This is a genomic window from Oribacterium sp. oral taxon 102 (assembly GCF_013394775.1).
Classification (GTDB): Bacteria; Bacillota; Clostridia; order Lachnospirales; family Lachnospiraceae; genus Oribacterium.
Genome location: NZ_JABXYT010000001.1, coordinates 2,282,285 through 2,302,007, shown reverse-complemented (window position 1 = coordinate 2,302,007; position 19,723 = coordinate 2,282,285). Strand labels below are relative to the sequence as shown.

The following is a 19,723-nucleotide window of genomic DNA, read 5'->3' as shown; positions in this document are numbered from 1 at the left end:
GCATCGCAGGGAATTCTGCTTTCCCGGCCAGAGCCGGCTCAGAGATAGGGAGACATATCATAGCCCCTGATAAATTCGATGAAGCGGGACAGCCTGTGCGGGATGAAGCCGCCCTTTTTCCAGATGATGCCGAAGCGGCTGCTGGAGGCGGGGGAGAGCGGAATCGCTGAGAAATCGACAGGATTGATGATCAGCGAGGCGTAGAGAAAAGCGCCGCAGTCTCCGCCCCGTACCATATTCAGGATGGTGTAGAGCTGGCTGCTGTACATCAGCACATCCGGACGGAGACCGGCGGCATCGTATTTGGCATGAATGATACGGTTCAGCACGGAATCGGTATTGAAGAGAATGATTTTTTCCCCCTTCAGCATCTCCATGGTGACCGCCTTTTCCCGGAAATAGGGGTGGGTCCTGGAAACGCAGTAGGTGATGGTCTCCCGCATGATCTCGTAGTTGTGATAGCTTTCTATATTGGGGAAGTCCATATTGACCAGCGCGAGATCCAGCCGGTCGTTATCCACCATCGCTCTGGCGCGGACGGAGCCGTACTCGAAGAGCTGGACGGGGATATCGTGCATGCTCTGGAAGCTTCGTGTGACGCGGGGGAAAAAGAGCGTACTCATTACCGGCGGAATGCCGATTTTCAGAGGTGCCCGGTTTCGGGCGAGGTCGGAGAACTCCGTGTGCATTTCCCGGCTCTCCCGGAGGAGCTGTTCCGCCCGTTCATAGAAGAGCTGCCCCTCCGAGGTGATGGAGATCCTGTTTTTCTGATGGTTCAGCAGCTTCAGGTGAAACTCCTTCTCCAGATCGCGGATCGAGACGGAGATGGTGGGCTGCGAGACGAAGAGCTCCTCCGCGGCTCTTGAGATGCTCTGGTAACGGCATACGGAGCAGAAATATTCCAGCTGATGCAGGGTCATGGCGGAGCCTCCTTTTGTTCAGTATAGCAGATTTTCAGCATAAAAAAAACCTATACTAAGGCAGGATTAAACGAATATACAATAGGCTGCGTCCTTCCTATAATGAAGGCAAGCAAATGAGATTACGGATGGCCGTCTGAGATTCTCTGTGGGAAATACGCAATTATTTCGGGAGGTAAGTTACTATGAGTCCTGCTCTTATTACACTTTTGTTCCTGCTTTTCGCCATCGTCATGTTCGTGACGGAGAAGCTTCCTCTGGGGCTAACCTCGATGATCGTCTGCATTGGACTGATCGTAACAGGCGTTCTGGATGTAAAGACCGCCTTTTCCGGCTTCATTGACAGCAATGTGATTCTCTTCGTTGCTATGTTCATCGTGGGAGGTGCTCTCTTCGAGACGGGGATGGCGAATGAAATCGGCGGGCTGGTCACGAAATTTTCCAAGACGGAAAAGGGGCTTATCATCGCCATCATGGCGATCGTCGGCGTGATGAGCGGCTTTCTCTCCAATACGGGGACGGCGGCGATTCTCATTCCGGTGGTAGTGGGAATCGCCGGCAAGTCAGGCTTCAAGCGTTCCCGTCTGCTGATGCCGCTGGTGTTTGCGGCTGCGATGGGCGGAAATCTTTCGCTGATCGGCGCGCCGGGCAATATGATCGGGCAGAGCGTGCTGCAGGAGGCGACCGGGGAGAGCTTTGGTTTCTTCGAATATGCGATCATCGGCGGCCCGATTCTCCTGCTGGGGATCCTCTTCTATGCGACCTTCGGCTTCCGCCTCCTTCCGAACCATGACGTACAGGAGGAGGGAAGTGCATTCGAGGAGGGAAGGGATTACAGCAAGGTTCCGAGGTGGAAGAAGCTGCTCTCGCTCCTGATACTGGTGATTACGCTGCTGGGAATGATTTTCGAGAAGAGAATCGGGGTTAAGCTGGCGGTGACCGGCTGCATCGGCGCAATTCTCCTGATTCTTACCGGCGTTATTTCTGAGAAGGATGCGCTGAAGTCGATCGACCTGAAGACGATCTTCCTATTCGGTGGAACGCTGTCCCTCGCCTCCGCGCTGCGGGATACCGGAGCCGGGCAGATGATCGCAGATACGGTCATCGGGGCACTGGGCGCGAACCCCTCCCCGTATGTGCTGACTTTCGTGGTCTTCATCATCTGCTGCGTTCTGACCAATTTCATGTCCAATACTGCCACGACTGCGCTGATGGCACCGATCTGTCTCTCTATTGCGCAGGGGATGGGGGCGGATCCCAGGGCGGTGCTGATGGCATGTGTGATTGGCGGTTCCTGTGCCTATGCGACTCCGATCGGCATGCCGGCGAATACCATGGTCTTGGGGATCGGCGGATATAAGTTCAACGACTATGTGAAGAGCGGGCTGCCGCTCATCCTCATCGCCACAGTGGTAAGCATGATACTGCTTCCCATCGCGTTCCCCTTCTTCCCCGGCTGAGTATCCCAGAGAGGACGCGGGACGTATGTGCAGGACGGAAAATACATAGAAGCTTAAGGAAAACAGTACGGAGTCCATCATTCAATATTTTCAGGAGGAGAATATGTCAAACGAAAAACAGATCCAGAGGTTCACCGACATTATGTCGCAGTTCGTCGGCTTCACGGCAAAGAAGCTGCCGGACGACGTCATCGACAAGCTGGAGGAGCTTCGCGGCAGGGAGGACTCGCCGATGGCGAAGGTGATCTATGACACCATGTTCCGGAACCAGAAGCTTGCAGTGGAGCTGAACAGGCCGTCCTGTCAGGACACCGGCGTGCTGCAGTTCTGGGTGAAGTGCGGCACGGGCTTCCCCTATATGGACGATCTGGAGGAGGCGCTGGTTTCGGCGGTGGTGCAGTCCACGAAGGAGACGCCGCTCCGGCACAATTCCGTGGAGACCTTCGATGAGTACAATACAGGGAGAAATGTGGGCAAGGGCACACCCACGGTGTGGTGGGACATCGTGCCGCATTCCGATCAGTGCGAGATCTACACCTATATGGCGGGCGGCGGCTGCACACTGCCTGGAAACGCTACGGTGCTGATGCCCGGCGAGGGCTATGAGGGCGTGACGAAATTCGTTCTGGATCGGATGACCTCTTACGGGCTCAATGCCTGTCCGCCGCTTCTGGTCGGTGTGGGCGTGGGCACCTCCGTGGAAACCGCGGCGATGAATTCCAAGAAGGCACTGATGCGCAGGGTGGGCTCCCGCAATCCCAATGCAAATGCGGCGAAGATGGAGCGCCTCCTGGAGGACGGCATCAATGCGCTGGGACTCGGGCCGCAGGGAATGGGCGGAAAGTATTCCGTTATGGGTGTAAATATCGAAAACACCGCCCGCCATCCTTCCGCGATCGGCGTCGCAGTGAACGTGGGCTGCTGGAGCCATAGGAGGGGACATATTGTCTTCGACAGGGATCTGCATTTCACTGTGGATACTCATACCGGATTCGAGTATAAGGAAGCCTGAGCGGAAAGGAGAAGAGCATGTCAGTCAGAGTTGAAAACGGAAAGAAAATTTTGGTTACGCCGATCAGCAGAGAGGATCTTGGGGACATTCACATCGGAGACGTGATCTATCTGGACGGGGATATCACTACCTGCCGCGATGTGGCACACCGAAGAGTAGTGGAGGAGGGGAGAAAAATCCCCGTAGACGTGAGAGATGCGGCGATTCTTCATGCAGGGCCGATCATCCGTCCGCTGGGAGAGGACAGATACGAGATGGTTTCCGTCGGGCCGACAACCTCCATGCGGATGGAGAAGTTCGAGTATGAGTTCGTGAAGACCACCGGTGTGCGGGTGATCGTGGGCAAGGGGGGCATGAAGGAGAATACCGCCCGCGCCTGCGAGGAGTTCGGCGCGATCCACTGCGTATTCCCCGCGGGGAATGCAGTGGTTGCCGCGGTGGAGGTAGAGGAGATCGTAGAGGCGGAATGGAAGGATCTGGGAATGCCGGAGACGCTGTGGCACTGTCATGTGAAGGAGTTCGGCCCGCTGATTGTCTCCATCGACAGCTATGGCAGGAATTACTTCGAGGAGAAGAAGGTAGAATACAATCGGAGGAAAGAGGAACAGATCGCGAAGATCAGCAGTCAGGTCGGCTTCATTAAGTAAGCGGCGGACGGCTGCACAGAGAAAAGAGGAGAAGAGCCGTTGCGCTTGGTGAATTGACAGCTGTCCGGATTCGGGGCTCTGTCAAATTTCGCAAGCGCGACGGCTCTTTCCTTGATTTCTTCGCTTGTGTGGTGTAGAATAAACAAAACACAAAAATTTGCAGATTCGCTTACTTTTTTTTTGGTCTTTTGGAAAAATCAAACAAGATTTATGATCCGGTGAGGAGGAGACACGGGATGAAGCAGTATTCGGAGCTGATGAAGAATCTGTCCCTCTTATCGCAGCTGGGGCTGTCCCTGATCATGCCGCTGCTGCTCTGCTTATTTTTTTGCTATGCCCTGACGAAATATATAGGAGTGGGACAGTGGGTGTACCTGCCGGGCTTTGTCTTCGGGCTGGGCGGCTCCTTCATGACTGCCTATAAATTTTACCTTTCCCTGAGCAGAAAGGGAAAGGATCGCAAGGAGCCGTTTGGGATGAATCGCCATCGTTAGGAGAGAGAAGATGAAGATACAGGAGAGCGTCCGGAAGGAAAGCAGGAATATACTGGTGTTCGATATGCTTGCCTGTATTGTCATGCTTGCTGTATTTTTCGTACTGCACCGGACGATGCCGGGGAGAGTTTCGTTTGATTACCGGGTGGTGCTCGGAGGCGTATTGGGAAGCCTGCTCGCGAGCCTGAATTTTTTCTGGATGGGGATGAGCGTGCAGGGCGTCGTCGGTGCGGAGAGCCGGGAGCTCGCCTACCAGAAGATGCGTCTGAGCTATCGGAATCGGACGATGGTGCAGCTTTTATGGCTGGTGCTCTGCATGGTGCTGCCGCAGATCCATGTCGTTTCAGGCATTCTCCCGCTGCTGTTTCCGGGGATTTTCATTAAAGTCAGGGGCGTTCTCAAGAAGAACTGAAGTATATCGCCTATTCCATGAAGAAGGAGGTGAAAACAGAGTATGAATTTTGAAATATCCGGTGCGAAGGTATTCCTCCGTATTCCGACGGGGATTCCGATTCTCGGCGACATCCTGCTTTCCGAGACCATCGTGGTCAGCTGGCTTGTGATGCTGCTGATCACGGGACTGTGCATCTTCCTGACGCGGAATCTGAAGGTGGAGAAGATCGGGAAGCGGCAGGCGGTCGCCGAAATGCTGGTGGAGAGCGCCGAAAAGCTGGTGCGGACGAATACCGGCGGGAACCGCTTCGATTCCCTGATTCCGTTCGTGGCGGCGCTTTTCGCGACGAGTGTGGTCTCCAATCTGATCAGTCTGGTCGGGCTGCGGAGTCCGACGGCGGATCTCTCGACGGAGGCGGCGTGGGCTGTGGTCGTGTTCGTAATGATTACCGCCAACAAGATCAAGGCGGGGGGGCTTCTCGGATATCTGAAGGGCTTTACGACGCCGATCGCGGTGATGACGCCCTTCAATATCCTTTCGGAGCTGGCGACACCGGTGAGCATGGCATGCCGTCATTTCGGCAATATCCTGTCCGGTATCGTCATCAACGGGCTGATCTATGCCGCGCTCGCGGTAGCATCCGCAGCGCTGCTCGGGCTGCTTCCGGGCGCTGCCGGAAGACTTTTGTCCCAGATCCCGATTCTGGATGTCGGCGTTCCTGCGATCCTCTCCTTTTATTTTGACTGGTTCTCGGGCGTGATGCAGGCGTTTATCTTCACGATGCTGACCATCATGTACATTGCCAATGCGGCGGAATAAGCTGCGGCATTTTTTCATTTCCTGACCGCGATGCGGACGGGAGCAGGCGGGCACTGCCGGAAAGCAGGCAGATTTCCCAATCTATCTATACCTTAGGAGGAAAATACTATGACAGAGTTTCAGTTTCTCGCGAGAGGCATCGCACTGGCAGGCTGCGGCATTGGCGCCGGAGCGGCATTGATCGCAGGTATCGGTCCCGGTATCGGAGAGGGCAACGCCGTGGCGAAGGCGCTCGAGGCGATCGGACGGCAGCCGGAGTGCAAGGGCGATGTGACCTCCACCATGCTGCTGGGCTGCGCGATCGCGGAGACCACCGGTATCTACGGCTTCGTGACCGGTCTCCTGCTGATTTTTGTAGCGCCGGGCATGTTCATGAACTTCCTCGCATAATCGCTCTGGATGGGAAGCCCTCCGGCATTGGTATCGAGGGTGGAAATGGCACTTATGTGATCAGGGAGGTAAAAGCATGGAATCACAGGCATTGGTTACAATTATTCCGTGGACCTTTATCGCAATGATTTTGAATCTTTTCATTCAAATGTACCTTATCAAGCGCTTTCTCTTCAAGCCGGTGCATGAGATCCTCGCGAAACGGCAGGAGAAAACAGATGCCGAGCTGAATCAGGCGCGGAACGCGCGGGAAGAAGCGGAGAAGGCAAGGACGGAATACGAGAGCAGTATCCGTGACGCAAGAGGCGAGGCGGGGCGCATTCTCGAGAAAGCGGAGAAGGATGCGAAGACCAGAGCGGAATCCATCACCGTAGAAGCACAGCAGTACGTTGCAGCCCTCAGGGCGAAGGCGGAGGAGGATGTGCGCGCGGAGCGGCAGCGGGCGCTGAATGAGGTCAAGGATGAGATCGGCGGACTCGCGATGGATATCGCCGGAAAGGTTGTGGAGAAGGAGATCCACGAGGCGGAGCACAAGGCGCTGATCGATGATTTCCTGAGACGGGTAGAGGAGGCGTCATGACAAATGCTGCCGGTCTGTACGGGAAGAGTCTATATGATCTGGCGAGGAGTGAGGATACAGCGGACGATATCATGGAGGGGATTCGCTCGGTAGAGGCGGTGTTCCGGGAGCAGGAGGACTATCTGCGCCTGCTTTCCGAGCCCTCGATACCGAAGAAGGAGCGGCTTTCGCTGCTCACGGAGGCGCTCCGGGAGAGCGTGCCGGAATATCTTCTGAACTTCCTCCTGCTTCTCGTGGAGAAGGGGCTGATTCTCCGCTATCGGGACAGCTTCCGAAGCTTCACTGCGCTGTACAATGCCGACAAGGGCATCAGCGTCGCTACGGTTTGCAGTGCGGTTGCCCTGACGGAGGCGCAGAGGACGGCACTCATACAGGCTTTAAAGAAAAGAACAGGAAAAGAAATAGAGCTTCGGGAACGAATCGATGCAGGCGTTCTGGGCGGGCTTCGTGTAGAGGTGGATGGAAAGACCTTGGACGGAACAGTAGAGTCCCGGCTCGGCGCGCTCCGGAAGCAGTTAAGCAGCATAAAAATCTAAGAAGGTGGGCATAGAATAGAATGGAATTTAAACCAGAGAAAATTTCAGAGGTCATTCGAAGCCAGATCAAGCACTACCAGAACGTGATCATTCAGAACGAGACCGGTGCCGTTCTCACGGTAGGAGACGGTATCGCGAGGCTCAGCGGACTGATGAACTGTATGTCCGGAGAGCTGCTCGAGTTCGAGGACGGCACATTCGGTATGGCGCAGAATTTAGAGGAGACCAGCGTTTCTGCCGTGCTCTTCGGTTCTGATACCGGCATCAAGGAGGGACAGACGGTGAAGCGCACCGGACGTGTCGTTTCGGTGCCGGTGGGCGGGAAAATGATCAGCAGAGTTGTGAATGCCATCGGACAGCCGATCGACGGCGCGGGACCGATCGACACGACGGAGTTCCGGGCAGTGGAAAGTCAGGCGCCGGGCATCATTAAGCGGCAGCCGGTGAAGGAGCCGCTGCAGACAGGCATCAAGGCGATCGATTCCATGATCCCGATCGGCAGAGGACAGAGAGAGCTGATTATCGGAGACCGGCAGACCGGAAAGACCACGATCGCAGTGGATACCATCATTAACCAGAAGGGCAAGGATGTGATCTGCATCTATGTTGCGATCGGACAGAAGCGTTCGACCGTGACGAGCCTTGTTTCGGAGCTTCGGGAGAAGGGGGCGATGGAGTATTCCATTGTCGTTGCGGCGACGGCATCCGATCCGAGTCCGCTGCAGTATATTGCGCCGTACGCGGGCTGCGCGATGGGCGAGTATTTCATGCAGCAGGGGAAGCATGTTCTGATCATCTATGATGACCTGTCGAAGCATGCGGTGGCATATCGTGCGATTTCTCTGCTGATCCGCAGACCGCCCGGGCGGGAGGCATATCCGGGAGACGTCTTCTATCTTCATTCCAGATTGCTGGAGAGGGCGGCGAAGCTTTCCGATGAGCTCGGCGGCGGCAGCCTGACGGCGCTTCCAATCATCGAGACGCAGGCAGGCGACGTGTCCGCCTATATCCCGACCAATGTCATTTCGATCACAGACGGGCAGATCTTCCTGGAGACGGAGCTCTTCCACAGCGGCATCATGCCGGCGGTAAACCCGGGCATTTCCGTGTCCCGTGTCGGCGGGAACGCGCAGATCAAGGCGATGAAGAAGGTCGCAGGCACACTGAAGCTGATCTATTCGCAGTACCGTGAGCTGCAGAGCTTCGCGCAGTTCGGCTCCGATCTCGACGAGGATACGAAGAAGCGTCTGGCGCAGGGTGAGCGCATCGTGGAGGTGCTGAAGCAGGGGAAGGCTGCGCCGGTCCCGGTGGAGAAGCAGGTGGCGCTGATTTACGCGGTGGTGCGGGATATCCTGACGGAGGTTCCGGTCAAGTCAATCGCGCGGTATGAGCAGGAGCTCTATCGCTTCCTCGACAGCGACCCGACCGGAGACAGCGTCATGCAGGAGATTCGCGAGAGCGGGAAGCTCGAGAATGCGGCCGAGGAGAAGCTCCGGAGTACGCTTCTGGAGTTCACGAGAGACTTTCTGGCGGAGGGCAGGTGAGGCTGCGGCGGGATCTCCTCGCCGTAAGACATAAGGAGGGATGAAATGGCTGCTAATATGAAGGCAGTGAAACTCCGGATCAAAAGCATCCAGAATACCATGCAGATCACCAAGGCGATGGAGCTGGTTGCGTCCTCGAAGCTGAGAAGGGCAAAGGAACGGGCAGACAGATGCAGGCCGTATTTCGAGACGCTCGGAGGGACGCTCCGTGAGATCTCGCGGGAAAATGCAGACTTCAGTTCTTTATATACCAAGGAGAATGCGGAGAACCGCTGGTGCTTCGTCGTCATATCCGGAGACCGCGGCATGGCAGGCGGCTACAATGCGAACCTGTTCCGCTATCTGGAGGAGCAGGCATCAGGCAAGGAGATCCGCATTCTCCCGATCGGCAAGAAGAGCGTCGAATATGGGAGGCACAGAGGGATCGATTTCGTGACGGAATGCTATGCCGTGGCTGCCGAGGTGTCAATATCCGACTGCTATGAGATCGCAGAGCTGCTCTGCCAATTGTACCGGGAGAAGCAGTTCGGGCATATCGCACTCTGCTATACCGAGTTCCTGTCTATGATGAATCAGAAGCCGGAGGTATCCTCGCTGCTGCCGCTCTCGGATTTCAGCACAGAGAAGCGAAGCGGAGAGTTCCGGAACCTGATTCTCTACGAGCCAAGTGCAGAGGAGGTCTTCGACGCCATCGTCCCGGAGTATCTGACAGGGCTTCTGTACAGCGCTGTCTGCGAGTCGGTGGCGAGCGAGCTCGCCGCCCGCCGGACTGCGATGGAGGCGGCGACGGACAATGCCGGAGAAATGATAGATAAATTAAGTCTTAACTACAACAGGGCGCGTCAGGCGAGCATTACGCAGGAGATCACGGAGATCGTTGCCGGCGCGGAGGAGCTGTAGTGGGAGCATAGGAGAACGATAAATGAGCAAACATATGGGAAAGGTAATACAGGTCATGGGCGCCGTTCTGGATATCCGCTTCCAGGAGGGAGAGCTGCCCGCCCTGCTGAGTGCCGTCGAGATCGAGCTGAACGGCTCGACGCTGGTCGCGGAGGTGGCGCAGCAGATCGGTGATGAGGTGGTTCGCTGTATTGCCATGAGCTCCACGGACGGGCTCGTCAGAGGCATGGACGCCGTGGACACCGGTTCGCCGATTACCGTTCCGGTCGGAGAGGACTGCCTCGGCAGGATCTTCAACGTGCTGGGACAGCCGGTGGACGAGAAGGAAGCGCCGAAGGACGCGGAGAGATGGGCGATTCACAGACCGGCACCGTCCTTTGAGGAGCAGACGCCGGCGACAGAGATCCTCGAGACCGGCATCAAGGTCGTCGATCTGATCTGTCCCTATGCGAAGGGCGGCAAGATCGGACTCTTCGGCGGCGCAGGCGTCGGCAAGACAGTGCTGATTCAGGAGCTGATTCACAATGTCGCGACCGAGCACGGCGGCTATTCTATCTTCACCGGTGTGGGAGAGCGGACGCGTGAGGGAAATGATCTCTACGGCGAGATGGCGGAGAGCGGCGTGCTGGACAAGACGGCGCTGGTCTATGGGCAGATGAACGAGCCGCCCGGGGCGAGGATGAGAGTCGGCCTCGCCGGGCTTACGATGGCGGAGTATTTCCGGGATGTGAAGAAGCAGGACGTGCTGCTCTTTATTGACAATATCTTCCGTTTCACGCAGGCAGGCTCCGAGGTTTCTGCCCTGCTGGGACGTATGCCGTCTGCTGTGGGCTATCAGCCGACGCTGGCGACCGATATGGGCGCGCTGCAGGAGCGGATCACCTCGACGAAGAAGGGCTCTATCACCTCTGTCCAGGCAGTCTATGTGCCGGCAGATGACCTGACGGATCCTGCTCCGGCGACGACCTTCACGCACCTCGACGCGACGACGGTGCTTTCCCGTGATATCGCGAGCAAGGGCATCTACCCGGCGGTGGATCCGCTGGATTCCACCAGCCGTATCCTGACCCCGGAGATCGTCGGGGAGGAGCATTATGAGATCGCGCGCCGCGTACAGCAGGTGCTGCAGCGCTACAAGGAGCTGCAGGATATCATTGCGATCATGGGAATGGACGAGCTCTCCGACGAGGACAAGATCACTGTCTTTCGGGCACGGAAGATCCAGAACTTCCTCTCACAGAGCTTCTCTGTGGCAGAGCAGTTCACGGGACTCGAGGGCAAGTACGTCCCGCTCAAGGAAACGCTCCGCGGCTTCCGCATGATTCTGGACGGGGACTGCGACGAGCTTCCGGAGAGTGTGTTCCTCCTGATCGGCTCCATCGACGAAGCGTTTGCGAAGGCGAAGGCATAAGAGAAAGGCAGGAAAAGCATGACCTTTCAATTAGAGATCGTATCCATAGACGGGCAGAAATTTTCGGGGGAAGCGGAGAAGCTGAGTCTCCGGAGCCAGAGCGGAGAGCTCGCGATCATGGCGCGGCATACCAACTATTGCAGCGGCGTGGGAATGGGAACCGCGAGCGTCACGCTTCCGGACGGCACCGTCCGGCGCGCCTCCTGCATCGGCGGCATGCTCAGCATGCTTCATAACCGCTGCCGTCTGCTCCCGACGAGCTGGGAATGGAGCGGGGACATTGACCGCGCGCGCGCAGAGGCATCGAAGCGGAGAGCGGAGGAGGCGCTCCGGAATCCGGAGCTCTCCAAGGCGGACAGAGCGCGGGAGGAATCCCGTCTCTACAGAGCCATGGTGCGGCTGCAGACCGCGGAAGCAGGGGAATAAGGGAGGAGCAGAAAGGCAGGGCGGGACGCTCTGCCTTTTTCAGTGAGGATGCGCCTTGGCGGTGCACAGCGCTAGGCGGTAAGTCCGGAATCCGCCTGGCAGCGGGAAGGATATCGCCGAAGGCAAGGGTGTCCGTCGTGAGGTGGGATTTGAAGGAAAGACGGATACGCTGGGGCTTTTATGATTTGCCCGCAGCATACCGGTCAATGCATGCATGGCAATCGCTTTTGTTTCTGCAAACGGTGGATGGCTTAGCTGAACGGTCAGGGATATGACGCGGAATTCATTACGATTTCCGAAAGGGGCTGGGATTCCGCACCGCAGTCTGCTATACTCGGCTGTGTCTGTGGATCGGCTGAGCCTTATGAAACAGGCAGATCACATACATCAATAAAAGGATAGGGAAAGCAGCAGAATGAGCGTAGAGAACAGAAGCAGACGCCTTGCGCGGACAGAGTCCCGTCTGGTACGGCGCACCAGACCGTCTGAGCGGCGGATGGAGAGCTACAGGAGAGAGCGGGAGGAGATGGGAGCGGCATACGAGCCGGACTATGATGAGGAGGAATATGCGCTTCGCGCCACCAGAAACCCGATACGAAGCAATGGCGGGCAGGCGGAGGAGCGCCGCGTGCGGGAGGATATGCGGGGGAGAGCGCGTACGCGGCAGAATGGGCAAAGCTCCCGTGCAGCAGGAGGAGGAAGGAGACGGGGGCGCTTCGGCAGGAGAGTTCTGCGTCTCTGCCTGCTCCTCCTGCTCGGCTTCGGGCTCTGGAGCTTCGCGAGTCCCTATCTCGGCGCGAAATACTGGACGGTAGCGGTCTTCGGCGTAGATTCCCGCGACGGCAATCTCGAGGCGGGGGCGCTCTCCGATGTCATCATGCTTGCCAGCATTAACCGGCGGGACGGCTCGGTGAAGCTTACCTCGGTTTATCGCGATACCTACAGCAGGGTAGACAGCGAGGGGAAGTACCACAAGCTGAACGAGGCATATTTCCTCGGCGGTCATAAACAGGCAGTTGCGGCGCTGGAGAGCAATTTCGATCTGAAAATTGACGACTATGTGAGCTTCAACTGGGCGGCAGTTGCGAAGGGGATCACGGCGCTGGGCGGCGTCGATCTCGAGATTTCGGACAGTGAGTTCAAATACATCAATGCCTTCATTACCGAAACGGTAAACTCTACGGGGCTTGGCTCGGTGCAGCTTGCGCACGCCGGGATGAATCATCTGGACGGGGTGCAGGCGGTGGCGTACGGTCGTCTCCGGCTGATGGATACCGATTTCAACCGTACCGCCCGGCAGCGGAAGGTGCTGGGGCTCGCCATGGAAAAGGCGAAGCAGGCGAATGCGAGAACGCTCGCGGAGGTAGCGCGTTATGTCTTCCCGGAGATTTCTACCAGCATGGGGATAGACGATGCGGTTTCGCTCGCCCGGAATGTGAAAAAATATGAGATCGTGGATTCGCAGGGCTTTCCGTTTTCCAGAACGACGAAGAAGATTCGCAAGATGGATTGCGTGATTCCCGCGACGCTCGCCTCCAATGTCGTGCAGCTGCATCAGTACCTCTATGGGACGGAGGACTACAAGGTCTCCGGGACGGTGCAGAAGATCAGCGAGCATATCGCGGAGGTCTCCGGCGTGGGCGTCATGGAGAACGCGGAGCCGGTTCACGTCGGCACGGGCGGCGCTTCCGCGGGCGGCGGTGCGCCGAAGGAGAAGCCTGCACCGGAGAAGGCGGCTAAGGAATCGGAATCTGAGGCGCAGCCGGAGACGAAGGAGACAGAGAGCACGATGTCTTCGGAAGGCAGAGAGGAAGCAGAGAGCCTTGTGGAGCGGCTGCCCTCAGACAGCACGGAGGAGAGCCTGCGGCGGGCAGAAGCGCCCGGCGGAGAGACAAAAGCCGAGGCAGCGCCTACGGAGCAGGAGAGCAGGGAGAGACCGACGGCGCCCGGTGGAGAAACCGTCCTGCCCGGGGAAGAGGACAGTGCCCATGGCCCGGGCATGGCAGAGCATAGCTTATAGAACGCATGAACTTGAACTCTGCCTTGCCATACAGCTTTTCGTGCCAGTTTTGCTCCTGTTACTTTCCGGAACATTCGCAGTGGACTATTTCCTGTGGAGAAAAGAGAAGAAGAGTAGCTGAACCATTCGAAATTTGGCTACAGTTCAGGTAAATCATTTGCGATTCTCTGAAGCAGAAATGCAAGCTTTCCATTGTCATAGCAGTTCTGAAGACCTGCTTGCCTGACGTTACGAAGATTGACAAGGCGGGGCATTTAGAGTAGAATGTTTCCGTTGCAGAGATGCAGCGGTTTGCCGGCATGGCGGAACAGGCAGACGCACAGGACTTAAAATCCTGCGGGACTTAAATCCCATACCGGTTCGATCCCGGTTGCCGGCAGAGAGGAAGAGGAGTTCGCGGTGGCGGGCTCCTCTTCCTTTATCAGAGCGAGTCTCGTCCCTTCACTGCGCGTAATGGCAAGGAAGCTCTGCATCCGATTCAGGAAGCTATGTGTCAGCGGCATGCCCCTGCACGGCGCACGGGAGACTTGCCATTTCGCGGGCTTTGCGTTATGAAGGGGAAGATATAGGAAAAGGGAAGATAAACGGAATGACAGGAGGAGAGATGGAATACAGAATTTCAGAGAATAAAATCGAATTGCTGGCGGAGGACGGCAGCACTCTGGCGGAGCTGGACTTCCCGGACTATGACCGTACAGGGAAGACCGTGGAGGTCGTCCATACTTATGTGGATGAGCGTCTGCGAGGACAGGGCGTCGCCGGTATGCTGATGGAGAAGCTGGTAAGGGAGCTCCGACGCACAGACCGCAGGGCGAAGCTCTCGTGCAGCTATGCAATGCAGTGGTTTGAGAGGCATAGAGAGGAAGGGGAGCTGCTTTCGGATGAGTAAGCTGGGGAAAAAGGCGCTTCCGGCACTGCTGCTCCCGCTTCTGCTGCTTCTCGCGGTGGTTTTTTTTCGGCAGCACGGCGCGGCGCAGAAGACGGGCGAGCGATATTCCGCGCAGTTTCTGGATGTGTTCGATACGGTATCCAATGTCATCGGCTATGATACGGATGAGGCGGCGTTCCGGCAGAAATCTGAGGCGGTGCATGCGCTGCTTTTGGAATATCATCGGCTCTTCGATATTTACAATGACTACGAGGGGCTGCATAATCTGAAAACGGTCAACGACAATGCGGGCAGACAGCCGGTGAGGGTGGATCGGAAGCTGATCGATCTGCTTCTCTTCGGAAAGGAGGCCTACCGTTTCACCGGCGGCAGGGTGAATATCGCCGAGGGCGCGGTGCTGCGGCTCTGGCATGATGAGCGGGAGGCAGGGATCATAGACCCGCAGCACGCGGCGCTTCCGGATACAGACGCGCTTGAGCGTGCGGCGGCGCATACCGATATCGAGAATATCGTCATTGACGAAGAGAACTCGACTGTCTACCTCAGCGATCCGGAGCTGCGTATAGATGTGGGCGGCATCGCGAAGGGCTATGCGGTGGAGCAGGCAGGGAAGGAGGTAGAGGCGCTCGGCGGCACGAGCTATCTCTTGAATATCGGCGGCAATCTGAAGGCAATCGGACGGCGCGCAGATGGGACGGACTGGGTCTGCCCGGTGGAGAATCCGGCGTATAGGGACGGGAAGAGCACGGAGGCATATGCGGTCGTGACCGGACTCTGTGACCGTTCTCTCGTGACGAGCGGAGATTATGAGCGCTATTATACTGTGGACAATGTGCGCTACCACCACATCATTGATCCGGAAACGTGTGAACCGGGGCGCTTCCACCGCAGTGTCACGATCCTGATGAAGGATTCGGGGGAGGCGGATGCGCTGTCGACGGGGCTTTTCCTGATGGATACGGAGACGGGAAGGAAGTGCATCGAGGAGCGGAACCGGGGACGCGGGGAGGCGGAGCGGATCGAAGCGATGTGGATCGACGCGGACGGGACACGGAGCTATACGGACGGCTTCCTCCGCTATGTGAAGGATACAAAGTGAGCGGGGCGCTTCGGAGAAGAGAATGACGGAGAAATCAAAAAACAGACGGAAATGTTACGGCGGCGCGCGGCGTAGAGGATACGGCGGCAGAGGCTTCCGGCTGACACCGAAGACCCTGCCGATTTACCTCCTGCTGCTCCTTCTTTTGTGGAGTGCCGATAAACTTGCTCCTGCGTATTTTTCGTCGGCACCTTCTGATGCAGGGGAGCCTGCCGCTATGCTGTCCGAGGCGGAGAGCGATGCAGCGGCGAAGGGCGGCGGAGAGGAGCAAGCGGCATCGGACAGAGGGACGGCGATTGATCCTGCGGCGCTTCCCGAATACAGCGGCAGCGCTTACATTATTCTGGAGAACAATGTCCCGCGTTTTCCGGAGGAGGATAAGGGCGCGCGGTACAGCTTCGAGGAATATGCGGAGCTGGATGCGCTCGGGCGCTGCGGACCCGCCTATGCCAATATCGGACGCGATCTCATGCCGACAGCGCGCCGGGGGGAGATCGGGGGAATTCGCCCGAGCGGCTGGAAAAATGTGAAGTACGAGGGACTGGTGGAGGGGAATTACCTCTATAACCGCTGTCATCTGATCGCCTACCAGCTCAGCGGAGAGAATGCGAACGCGGAGAATCTGATTACCGGGACGCGTGCGATGAACACGGAGATGATCCCTTTTGAAAATGAGGTCGCGGACTATGTGAGGACAACGGGAAATCATGTGCTGTACCGTGTCAGCCCGCTCTTTCAGGGGGACAATCTGCTGGCATCCGGCGTGACGATGGAGGCATGGTCCGTAGAGGATCAGGGAGAGGGGGTCTGCTACTTCGTCTATCTCTACAATGTACAGCCGGGAATCGAGATCGACTATGCGACAGGGGAGAGCCGGCGCGCGGCATAGTGCGCCGGCTCTTTTCTGTCCTTGGTCCTATATTGTGTATCGGGCCGAGCTTCAAACGTCCCTCATTGACCGCCTTACTCCATCCGTAAAGCGTATCTGCGTTGATGCCAGGTTTTTTAAAAAAATCCTTGAAGGAGAAGTGTTAAGTTTTATGATACAACACCATATAAAAACCCGCGTAAATCCTTGATCTACGCGGGATTGCTTCTGGCGGAGACGGTGGGATTCGAACCCACGAGCCCGTGAAGGCTAACGCATTTCGAGTGCGCCCCGTTATGACCGCTTCGATACGTCTCCATTTCCTGTATAAGTCCCCTGTCAGGTATGAGCACGAGGCGATGTGTAAACATCGCGAAAGTGCGGATAGCTGTTAGTGATGCGGGAGCTTCGAAGAAGCGGAGCAGCGCGCAGGACTTATGTGATTGGTGGTGCCGAAGTTTTCGGCATGCGCGTTTAATAAATGCAGTATTGGAACACAGCTGCATGGCTTCGAGTGCAACCTCTTCTGCCATTTGAGCAGCCTTCCCTGCAGCAGATTCCGAAGCAGGCTGTACTGCGTTCGGAGCCCTGTTCCAAAGAATAACAGAAAAAGGAATGAAAATCAAGTCCAATACTCCTTTACGAGGCGGATAAAATCCTTCGCCGCCTTGCTGAGGTAAGCGCCCTTCTGATAGCTGACGCAGACATTCCAGCTGGGACGGAAGGGCAGGCGGTAGAAGCGGATGCCCTCCGGCTTCTGCCGGACGTAGTGGTAGGGCAGCATCCCGCAGGCGAGCTTCGCCCGGATGATGGAAAGGATGGTCTGGTTGCTGGAGGTCTCGAAGAGGATCGTCGGGGAGAAGCCGGCCTCCCGGAAGATCTGATCCAGCGTCTGGCGGATCGTGGATTCCTTGTACATCAGGATGAAGGGCTCGTAGCGAAGCTCCGTGAGCGGGAGCGTAGGATAGGGATCTTCCGTATGCAGATATTTCTCATTAACGGGATACCTCTCCGGCAGCGCGATCAGGATCTCCTCCCGGAAGAGTGTGATATATTCGTCGATCGTCTTCTGGTTGTCCGTGAGCGTCACGAAGCCGATGTCCAGATCGCCCCGCCGGATCTGTGCCTGCTGCGCGCGGACACTCAGTTCCCGGGGCTCGACGGTCATCTCCGGGTAGAGCTCGTGGAAGCGGGGATAGACATAGGAGAACATATCCGAGCCTCGCCCCGGCGTCATCCCCACAGAGAGGTAGCCGCTGCGCCGGTTCGCCATATCCGCGATCAGTGTGTAGGTTTTCTGCTTGATGCGGAGCATCTCGCGGGCATTTTCGAGGTAGACCTGTCCCTCCGGCGTGGGGGTCCAGTCGGACTTGCTCCGGCGGAAAAGCGGCGCGCCGAGCTCGGCCTCCAGCTTCTGCAGCTGCTGCGAGAGTGCAGACTGAGAGATGAACAGGCGGGCGGCAGCGCGGGTAATCGAGCCCTCGTCCGCGATCTTAATCATATATTCCAGCTGTTTTGTTTCCATGCTTCCTCATTTACATTTCGTTCCGATTTCGTCCCTTAAGTATCAGCGTTCCTTCCGTACGGCTTTTGTAATATCACGCCCGTAGGCACATAAGCTTTCCCGATTTACTCCGCACTTCCGAATCATCTGATTTTCTTATGAATACTTCAATTTAATTAAATTTACTAATATATCATAACGGAATATAATGTTTTTGACAAGAAAAACAGACTGCCTGCCGGACAGCGGCACCGGAACGAGTGGAATGGAGGGACGGAGTTGGCTGAAAAAAAGTGTATCCGCATCACGGAGCGGGATAATGTCGCGATCGCGATTCATGATATTCCGCAGGGGACGGAGGTGATGCCGGGGATCTTAGCGGCAGAGGATATCCCGCAGGCACACAAGATCGCGCTGGAGCCGATGCCGAAGGGTACAGAGGTCATCCGCTACGGCGTTTGTCTGGGCTATGCCAACCGGGATATCCCGCAGGGCGGCTGGGTCAATGAGAAGAATCTGGAGATGGCAGCGGCGCCTGAGCTCGATCGGATGGAATTCGCGGTCAATATTCGTACAGACCTGCCGATGCCGAAGCGGCGAAGCTGGATGGGCTATCGCAATCCGGACGGCGGCTATGCCGGAACCCGGAACATTTTGGGCATCAATACGACCGTGCAGTGCGTGGCAGGCGTGCTCAATGTGGCGATCCACCGTATAAAGAGTGAGATCCTGCCGAAGTATCCGAATGTGGACGACGTGGTGGCGATCAATCATCCCTACGGCTGCGGTGTGGCGATCGACGCAAGGGATGCCTATATTCCGCAGAAGATCCTCCGGAATATTGCGATGCATCCGAACTTCGGCGGCGTGTTTATGCTGCTGTCTCTGGGCTGCGAGAAGTTCACGCCGGAGCGCTTCTGCGAATGGTGGCCGGAGCGGAATACGCCGGAGAATGTCATTATCCTGCAGGAGCACAGGGGCTATCAGCCGATGATGGACGCGATCTGTGAGATGGCGGAGCGGAAGCTCCGGATCCTGAATGAGCGGAGACGCGAGGAGCTCCCGCTCTCGGAGCTTCTGGTCGGGATGCAGTGCGGCGGTTCGGATGCCTTCTCCGGCATCACGGCGAACCCGACGGCAGGCTATGCGGCGGATCTTCTGGTGGCGGGCGGCGGCACCGCGATGTTCTCCGAGGTGACGGAGGTCAGGGACGGTGTACAGTTCATCGCGCAGCGTTGCATCGATGAAACGGTCGGGAAGCGGCTCGTGGAGGAGATGAAGTGGTATGATGACTATCTCCGGAAGGGCGGGGTAGACCGCGGCGCGAATACGACGCCGGGCAATAAGAAGGGCGGACTCTCCAATATCATCGAAAAGTCCATGGGTTCCATCGCGAAGTCCGGCAGCTCACCGATCGTGGAGGTACTCTCGCCGGGCGACCGTCCGACGAAGCATGGCGAAATCTTCGCTGCGACACCTGCCTCGGATCTGGTCTGCGGGCCCTCACAGCTCGCCTCCGGCATGGGGCTGGAGGTCTTCATGACCGGCAGAGGGACGCCGTACGGGCTGGCAGCGGCGCCGGTGATCAAGCTCTGCTCCCGGAATGAGATGAAGGAACAGTGGCCGGATATCATTGATTTCAATGCAGGTCCTGCGGCTGTGGGGGAGAAGACGATCGCCGAGCAGGGGGAGGAGCTCTTCGAGTTCATCCTGGATGTCGCCTCCGGCATCCGGAAGCCCTTCACCGAGCAGTACGGCTTCGCGAATGACCTCTGTATCTTCAACCCGGCGCCGATCACCTGATGTAACG

The 19,723-nt window shown here is 57.2% G+C and carries 20 protein-coding genes and 2 tRNA genes; 19 read left to right on the top strand and 3 right to left on the bottom strand.

The features are described from left to right. Nucleotides 1-38 precede the first annotated feature (38 nt). Nucleotides 39-920 carry a LysR family transcriptional regulator gene (locus HW273_RS10280; RefSeq protein ID WP_179012091.1) on the bottom strand — a complete coding sequence of 294 codons (882 nt, stop codon included), beginning with the start codon at nt 918-920 and terminating at the stop codon, nt 39-41. A 185-nt stretch (nt 921-1,105) separates the two neighbouring features. Here HW273_RS10280 and HW273_RS10275 point away from each other — a divergent pair, with 185 nt between their 5' ends. The 18 genes from HW273_RS10275 (at nt 1,106) to HW273_RS10190 (ending at nt 16,430) form a co-directional block, all read left to right on the top strand. After that, nucleotides 1,106-2,380, top strand: a complete 1,275-nt coding sequence (locus HW273_RS10275) for an SLC13 family permease (protein ID WP_179012089.1) — start codon at nt 1,106-1,108, stop codon at nt 2,378-2,380. A gap of 103 nt (nt 2,381-2,483) precedes the next feature. Continuing rightward, the gene (gene ttdA / locus HW273_RS10270; protein WP_179012088.1) at nt 2,484-3,392 is read left to right on the top strand and encodes a L(+)-tartrate dehydratase subunit alpha; all 909 of its coding nucleotides are present in this window, start codon (nt 2,484-2,486) and stop codon (nt 3,390-3,392) included. Between the two features lie 17 nt (nt 3,393-3,409). Further along, the gene (gene ttdB / locus HW273_RS10265) at nt 3,410-4,039 is read left to right on the top strand and encodes a L(+)-tartrate dehydratase subunit beta (RefSeq protein WP_179012086.1); all 630 of its coding nucleotides are present in this window, start codon (nt 3,410-3,412) and stop codon (nt 4,037-4,039) included. A gap of 236 nt (nt 4,040-4,275) precedes the next feature. Continuing rightward, a complete protein-coding gene (locus HW273_RS10260; RefSeq protein WP_179012084.1) occupies nt 4,276-4,533 on the top strand; it encodes an AtpZ/AtpI family protein in 258 nt (85 codons plus the stop codon). Nucleotides 4,534-4,543: 10 nt separating this feature from the next. Continuing rightward, nucleotides 4,544-4,945 (top strand): ATP synthase subunit I, encoded by a 402-nt coding sequence (locus tag HW273_RS10255; protein WP_179012082.1) that lies wholly within the window; start codon nt 4,544-4,546, stop codon nt 4,943-4,945. Between the two features lie 42 nt (nt 4,946-4,987). After that, entirely contained in the window at nt 4,988-5,746 is a 759-nt protein-coding gene (locus tag HW273_RS10250) for a F0F1 ATP synthase subunit A (protein ID WP_179012081.1), read from the top strand. Between the two features lie 108 nt (nt 5,747-5,854). Then, on the top strand, nt 5,855-6,136 hold the full coding sequence (gene atpE / locus HW273_RS10245) for an ATP synthase F0 subunit C (RefSeq protein ID WP_179012079.1): 282 nt from the start codon (nt 5,855-5,857) through the stop codon (nt 6,134-6,136). Between the two features lie 76 nt (nt 6,137-6,212). Continuing rightward, complete coding sequence (gene atpF / locus HW273_RS10240; protein ID WP_179012077.1) at nt 6,213-6,716, top strand: F0F1 ATP synthase subunit B; 504 nt, start codon at nt 6,213-6,215, stop codon at nt 6,714-6,716. Next, nucleotides 6,713-7,252 (top strand): ATP synthase F1 subunit delta, encoded by a 540-nt coding sequence (atpH, locus tag HW273_RS10235; protein WP_179012075.1) that lies wholly within the window; start codon nt 6,713-6,715, stop codon nt 7,250-7,252. Before atpF ends, atpH begins: the two co-directional genes overlap by 4 nt. Before the next feature lie 20 nt (nt 7,253-7,272). After that, entirely contained in the window at nt 7,273-8,796 is a 1,524-nt protein-coding gene (gene atpA, locus HW273_RS10230; RefSeq protein WP_179012074.1) for a F0F1 ATP synthase subunit alpha, read from the top strand. Nucleotides 8,797-8,841: 45 nt separating this feature from the next. Then, on the top strand, nt 8,842-9,696 hold the full coding sequence (atpG, locus tag HW273_RS10225; protein ID WP_179012072.1) for an ATP synthase F1 subunit gamma: 855 nt from the start codon (nt 8,842-8,844) through the stop codon (nt 9,694-9,696). Nucleotides 9,697-9,718: 22 nt separating this feature from the next. Beyond that, entirely contained in the window at nt 9,719-11,107 is a 1,389-nt protein-coding gene (atpD, locus tag HW273_RS10220; protein WP_179012071.1) for a F0F1 ATP synthase subunit beta, read from the top strand. Between the two features lie 18 nt (nt 11,108-11,125). Then, complete coding sequence (locus tag HW273_RS10215; RefSeq protein WP_179012069.1) at nt 11,126-11,533, top strand: F0F1 ATP synthase subunit epsilon; 408 nt, start codon at nt 11,126-11,128, stop codon at nt 11,531-11,533. A 415-nt stretch (nt 11,534-11,948) separates the two neighbouring features. Beyond that, nucleotides 11,949-13,553, top strand: coding sequence for an LCP family protein (locus HW273_RS10210; RefSeq protein WP_243206792.1), 1,605 nt, complete (start codon nt 11,949-11,951; stop codon nt 13,551-13,553). A gap of 293 nt (nt 13,554-13,846) precedes the next feature. After that, a tRNA-Leu gene (locus tag HW273_RS10205) sits at nt 13,847-13,932 on the top strand. 225 nt (nt 13,933-14,157) lie between these two features. Beyond that, nucleotides 14,158-14,442, top strand: a complete 285-nt coding sequence (locus HW273_RS10200; protein ID WP_179012067.1) for a GNAT family N-acetyltransferase — start codon at nt 14,158-14,160, stop codon at nt 14,440-14,442. Then, nucleotides 14,435-15,541 carry an FAD:protein FMN transferase gene (locus HW273_RS10195; RefSeq protein ID WP_179012065.1) on the top strand — a complete coding sequence of 369 codons (1,107 nt, stop codon included), beginning with the start codon at nt 14,435-14,437 and terminating at the stop codon, nt 15,539-15,541. The genes HW273_RS10200 and HW273_RS10195 overlap by 8 nt, the downstream gene beginning before the upstream one ends. A 22-nt stretch (nt 15,542-15,563) precedes the next feature. Then, complete coding sequence (locus HW273_RS10190; protein ID WP_330604008.1) at nt 15,564-16,430, top strand: DNA/RNA non-specific endonuclease; 867 nt, start codon at nt 15,564-15,566, stop codon at nt 16,428-16,430. A gap of 208 nt (nt 16,431-16,638) precedes the next feature. On the opposite strand, the gene HW273_RS10185 is transcribed toward HW273_RS10190, so the two are convergent. Beyond that, nucleotides 16,639-16,727 (bottom strand) — tRNA-Ser (locus HW273_RS10185). A 304-nt stretch (nt 16,728-17,031) separates the two neighbouring features. After that, entirely contained in the window at nt 17,032-17,934 is a 903-nt protein-coding gene (locus HW273_RS10180) for a LysR family transcriptional regulator (protein ID WP_179012063.1), read from the bottom strand. A gap of 258 nt (nt 17,935-18,192) precedes the next feature. On the opposite strand from HW273_RS10180, the gene HW273_RS10175 reads away from it, so the two are divergent. Continuing rightward, entirely contained in the window at nt 18,193-19,716 is a 1,524-nt protein-coding gene (locus HW273_RS10175; protein ID WP_179012061.1) for a UxaA family hydrolase, read from the top strand. Nucleotides 19,717-19,723: the final 7 nt, after the last annotated feature.